We start from the raw sequence: 5,022 nt of genomic DNA on the forward strand, positions 1-5,022 counted from the left end.
TTGCTTGGTATATCAAGGAGAACGAGCCTTTTATGCAGGGAGTGTACTCTTATGGTACTCGACCGGAATAAAAGGCGAAGTTCGACGCAGAGATACCGGGAAAGGCGCTCGTGACGACACTGTCTAATGGAACTGCACAAAATTCTTGAGCAGATTCAGCAGATCATAACGCAGCTCTTCATCCTGAAGGGCAAAGTAAATATTGGCCGTCAAAAATTCCGCCCAGTCTCCGGCATCAAAGCGCATGCCCGACATGCGCACCGCCATCATGCCCCTGTCCTGGGCCATGGCCTGAAGCGCGTCGGTCAGCTGAATTTCGCCGCCGTGGCCGGGGGTCACCTTTTCAAGATAATCAAAAATATCCGGCGTGAGCACATAGCGGCCCACAATAGCCATGCGCGAGGGGGCTTTTTCGCGGGCGGGCTTTTCCACCATGCTCTTGACCCTGAACACTCCGGGGGCAACTTCATCGCCCTCAATGATGCCGTAGCGGTCCACCTTTTCCCACGGCACATCCATCACACCGATGACAGGCATTTTTTCAGCCATTGCCACGTCAATAAGCTGCGCAATGCCGGGAACGCCGCCAAACATCAGGTCATCGCCCACCATGACGGCAAAAGGGTCATCCCGCACAAGCTCGCGCGCGCACAGCACGGCATGCCCCAGGCCAAGCTGCTTTTTCTGGCGCACGGACATGATATTGACCATTTCCGCCACCTTGCGCACTTCTTCCAGCTTGTCGAGCTTTCCGGCGCGCTCAAGCACCGCCTCCAGCTGCAGGTTATAGTCAAAGTGGTCTTCAATGACGCTTTTGTCGCGGTTGGTTACAAAAATGACATCCTGGATATTGGCCTTCTGGGCCTCTTCCACCACATACTGGATGACCGGCTTGTTATAGATGGGCAGCATTTCCTTGGGAATATTCTTGGTCGCGGGCAATGAACGCGTACCCCAGCCGGCCACGGGAATAATAACCTTGCGAATATCCTTCATGCTTGCCTCCACTGTTGCTTTGCTTGTCTGTATTCTCGTTCAAAAAACGGATGTCCGCAAGGACGTTAACGCAGTTCGCGCTCAACCACCTGTGCCAGGTCTTCGGCGTAGGCCCGAACCCTGTCTTCATGCTCGCCTTCCACCATGACGCGGCACAGGGCCTCAGTACCGGAATAGCGCAAAAGCACACGCCCGCGCCCGGCCAGATCTTTTTCCACCTGGGCCACGGCTTCGCCAATGGCGGGGCGCTCCTCAAAGGGCAGGCGCTTTTCCACCCGCACGTTGATGAGCTTTTGCGGAAAGGGCTTCAGCAGCCCGGCCAGTTCGGAGAGCGGGCGTTCTTTTTCCCGCATGATGCGCAATATCTGCAATGCGGCCAACAGGCCGTCACCCGTGGTGCTGTAGCGGTGGAAAATAAGGTGGCCCGACTGTTCGCCGCCCAGCATGGCTCCTTCACGGCGCATGGCTTCCATAACATACCGGTCGCCCACCTTGGTGCGCAAAAGCTGACCGCCATGCTCGCTCATGAAGAGTTCCAGGGCCATATTGCTCATGGCCGTAGCCACCAGCAGGTTGCCGGGCAATTCGCCACGGGCCATCATGGCCTGGGCGCACAGGGCCATGATCTGGTCACCGTCCAGAATCACCCCGTGTTCGTCCACCACAATCAGACGATCCGCGTCACCGTCCAGGGCCAGACCGATATCAGCCCGCACCTCGCGCACCTTGGCCGCGACCACATCGGGATGCAGCGAGCCGCAGTGCTCGTTGATATTGGTTCCGTCGGGGCTGGTTCCGATGCGGAACACCTCGGCCCCAAGCTCTTCCAGAGCGAGAGGGGCCACCTTGTAGCTGGCCCCGTTGGCGCAGTCCACCACAATGCGCAGACCAGAAAGGGTCAGGTGGGCAGGAAAACAGCTTTTGGTGTAAACAATGTAGCGCCCGCCCGCGTCTTCAATCTTTGTGGCGCGGCCCACGCCGCGCGCCCCCGGATACGGCCAGGAAAAATCGGCATCCAGCACCATGGCCGCGATCTCGTCTTCGGCCATATCGGGCAGCTTGTATCCATCGGCATCGAAAAACTTTATGCCGTTGTCCTGAAAGGGATTGTGCGAGGCCGAAATAACCACGCCCAAATCCGCGCGCATGCTGCGCGTCAGAAAGGATATGGCCGGCGTGGGCAGCGGGCCTGTCATGATGACGTGCATGCCCGCAGCACACAGCCCCGCCGTTAGGGCAGACTCAAACATGTAGCCCGACAGGCGCGTGTCCTTGCCGATAACCACTTTATGCTGATGCTGGCCCCGGCGGAAACGCACCCCGGCGGCCAGCCCCAAACGCAGGGCCACATCCACCGTCATGGGGTGTGTATTCACCGTACCACGCAAACCATCCGTGCCGAAAAGACGATCGGCCATGCCATCTCCTTCAAGGGCAAAAACGCCCTCCGCCTCCCGCAACCTGCCGGGAGCACGAGCTATTTTTTCTTACGGCTTACCGTAACTTCTTCTGTGCCGGGGTTCAAGAGCGTCATGCCCTCGGGCAGGCGAAAGCGCACCTCTACCTGACGGCTTTCGCCTTCATCAAGGTCGGGCGGGCTGACGGTGGCCTCCAACTGCCCAAGGTAACGGGAGTTCTTGGCCAGTGCGTCGGGCACTTCCACAGTGACGGTCAGCTCTTCCGGCTCCACCTTGTAGAGACGGCGGTTTTCAGCCGAAATATCGATCTTGCAGCGCTGGCTCACCGTGGTGCGCCCGCTGGTAATGCTGTACTGCACCTTGACGGTGGGCGGAATCGCGGTCACAAGGCTCGGCGTATCCAGGGTTATGACCTGATGCACCGTGCTGCCCGCTGCCGTGGGGTCGGCCATGAGAACAACCGGCACGTGCGATATCGCCTCCACCACGCTTTCCGGCCCGCGCAGGGTCACCGTGGCAGGGTCTACCCTGGCATTTTCCACAGTCAGCGCTCCGTTGCGCAGGGGCGAATCCACGGTAAACCGCACGGGAACCGCCCGCTCCACAAGGGTGTCGGCCGTGATGACAATGCGCGGCGGCTGCACGTCAATAAGCTCAAAGGCGCGGAACCCCGGCCCAAGATGTTCGGCCGTAAGGGGAACCATAGTAACACCCTTTTTAATATGAGAAAGATTGACCGCCTGAATAAGCTTGCTCTGGGTAACCGAACGCAGAAGGGTTTCCGGCCCGCGCAAGCGCACCACCGCCTTGTTGATCAGGCCGTCGGTGATCACAAGATTTGAGGGTATGCCGTAGTAATCAAGGGTAACTTCCAGTTGGGCTTCAAGGCGTTCGCGCACACTGACCACATACCACATGCTCACGGCGGCAAGCACGGCCACCAGCAAGGAAGCCAGATGCGGCGCGCGCCGGGGAATATCAGAGGATTTCATTAAGCACCTCCCGCAGGCGGCCGGCATCCAGGGCGCGCATAAGCTCGCCCTTCATGGCTACTGAAATTTCACCCCGCTCTTCAGACACGACAATAACCACCGCATCGCTTTCCATGGTCACTCCAAGGGCAGCGCGGTGACGTGTGCCGAAGTTCTGCCCCTTGGCCACAGCCAGAGGGAGTATACAGGCCGCGGCCATGAGCCGCCCTCGGCTGATGACCACAGCCCCGTCGTGCAGGGGCGCTTTGGGATAAAAAATATTCATGAGCAACTGGCGCGAAAGCTGCGCGTCAACCCGCACGCCCTCACGCTTTATCATGTCGCCGAGCCGCATGCTGCGCTCCACCACAATCAGGGCGCCCACGCGCAGGCGGGCCATTTCCACGCAGGCCATGACCACTTCCTCAACGCCGTCCTGCATGAGCTGCTTTTTGCGAAACAGCCGGTGTGTCCCCATTTCACCAAGGGCCTGCCGGATATCGGACTGAAAAATGACCACAATAAGGATGAAGATGGAGCTGAAGATATGCTGCAAAAGCCAGCTCAGCGTGTACAGGCCCACGCCTCTGGCGAAAAAATACAATAGTGTCAGGAGCCCCAGGCCGGTCAGTACGGCCAGAGCGCGTGAGCCGCGCACCATCTGGATGAGCTGGTACAGAAGCACGCTGACCACGCCGATGTCCAGAATGTCGCGCCATTCGATAGGTATATTGTCAAGCACCGTAATGTCCTTGCCGAAGATATGAAAAACCGCCGGTATGCGCCGCCGCAGGCAGATGCTGTCGCCGGAGTCTGCTGTTTGCCGCGCGCCGGCATTGAAAAACATTTTTACCGGTTCCCGCTGACGGTCGTCAGCAGCAGACGGCATGGCGTTTCCGGCGAATCCTTGCTCGCTACATGGCCTTATCCGCCCGACCGGCGGATTCGTCAAGAGCGGGGCTGCGCGAATTTCAAAGTGGCTCTTATAATTTTTTTGCGCTGCACAGACCCTGGGGGCATGCAGGCGGCCTGTCCGGCATGCCGCCCACGCTTCTGCCGCCGCAACGCAAAGGACCTCTGGCCGCACCAGCCGGAACAGTTCTGAACAGCCGTCTGCCCGCCGTCGACAGTCTGGCCGGAAATTTTACCCTGGGATGGCTCCGGCGGCGGTGCGGACAGAACCACGCCACAAAAACCATCAATGCCGGCCATTGCCCCAAAGGCTTGTTGAAACGACAGCAGCGCCATGCATTTGTGCTGTTGCTCCCACGGTGAGAACCATAACCCGTTAGAGCATTTTAACTTTGAAAAAGTGTAAATGCTCTAACGCTGTACGAAAGTGCAGCGCGCCACAATGTGGCGTGGATTCAGCCGAAAATCGCATTTTTCGGCTGAATGAAAACTTTGAAATGTGAAGCATTTCAAAGTTAATCTGCTCTAGAATTATGGTTCAAAGTCACTATGCCTGTGCAGTGGCCTCAACCGCATGAAAAAAGGACATGCACCGGCGCGCCCTTTTTACATTTTACTCCACAGACGGCCCGCCCGGCAAGGGGCCGGGATTGAAAGCCGTGGCAACCGCCAGCCCTTGGCGGGCAGCAGCCACCTGATGCACCCTGTGCCAGAAAACGCCCCGA

5 protein-coding genes are annotated in these 5,022 nt (G+C 58.5%); 1 reads left to right on the forward strand and 4 read right to left on the reverse strand.

Annotation, left to right across the window (positions count from 1 at the left end):
- Positions 1-123: 123 nt before the first annotated feature.
- From galU to cdaA, 4 genes are all read right to left on the reverse strand, one after another.
- Positions 124-996, reverse strand: a complete 873-nt coding sequence (gene galU, locus V6C07_RS08865) for a UTP--glucose-1-phosphate uridylyltransferase GalU (RefSeq protein ID WP_333536042.1) — start codon at positions 994-996, stop codon at positions 124-126.
- A gap of 65 nt (positions 997-1,061) precedes the next feature.
- Complete coding sequence (gene glmM, locus V6C07_RS08870) at positions 1,062-2,414, reverse strand: phosphoglucosamine mutase (protein WP_333536043.1); 1,353 nt, start codon at positions 2,412-2,414, stop codon at positions 1,062-1,064.
- A 59-nt stretch (positions 2,415-2,473) separates the two neighbouring features.
- The gene (locus V6C07_RS08875) at positions 2,474-3,406 is read right to left on the reverse strand and encodes a CdaR family protein (RefSeq protein ID WP_333536045.1); all 933 of its coding nucleotides are present in this window, start codon (positions 3,404-3,406) and stop codon (positions 2,474-2,476) included.
- Positions 3,393-4,133, reverse strand: a complete 741-nt coding sequence (gene cdaA / locus V6C07_RS08880) for a diadenylate cyclase CdaA (RefSeq protein ID WP_333536047.1) — start codon at positions 4,131-4,133, stop codon at positions 3,393-3,395. The genes V6C07_RS08875 and cdaA overlap by 14 nt, the downstream gene beginning before the upstream one ends.
- Positions 4,134-4,423: 290 nt before the next feature.
- Between cdaA and V6C07_RS08885 the strand changes: the two genes are divergently transcribed.
- A complete protein-coding gene (locus V6C07_RS08885; RefSeq protein ID WP_333536046.1) occupies positions 4,424-4,660 on the forward strand; it encodes a hypothetical protein in 237 nt (78 codons plus the stop codon).
- The last annotated feature ends 362 nt before the right edge of the window (positions 4,661-5,022 follow it).

Origin of the sequence: Desulfovibrio sp. 1214_IL3152 (assembly GCF_036763055.1) — a bacterium.
Lineage (GTDB): Bacteria > Desulfobacterota > Desulfovibrionia > Desulfovibrionales > Desulfovibrionaceae > Desulfovibrio.

Bases quoted from the DNA above. Each gene is read 5' to 3' on its own strand.
- galU (WP_333536042.1), bottom strand. From the start codon at position 996: ATGAAGGATATTCGCAAGGTTATTATTCCCGTGGCCGGCTGGGGTACG.
- glmM (WP_333536043.1), bottom strand. From the start codon at position 2,414: ATGGCCGATCGTCTTTTCGGCACGGATGGTTTGCGTGGTACGGTGAAT.
- V6C07_RS08885 (WP_333536046.1), top strand. From the start codon at position 4,424: ATGCCGCCCACGCTTCTGCCGCCGCAACGCAAAGGACCTCTGGCCGCA.
- V6C07_RS08875 (WP_333536045.1), bottom strand. From the start codon at position 3,406: ATGAAATCCTCTGATATTCCCCGGCGCGCGCCGCATCTGGCTTCCTTG.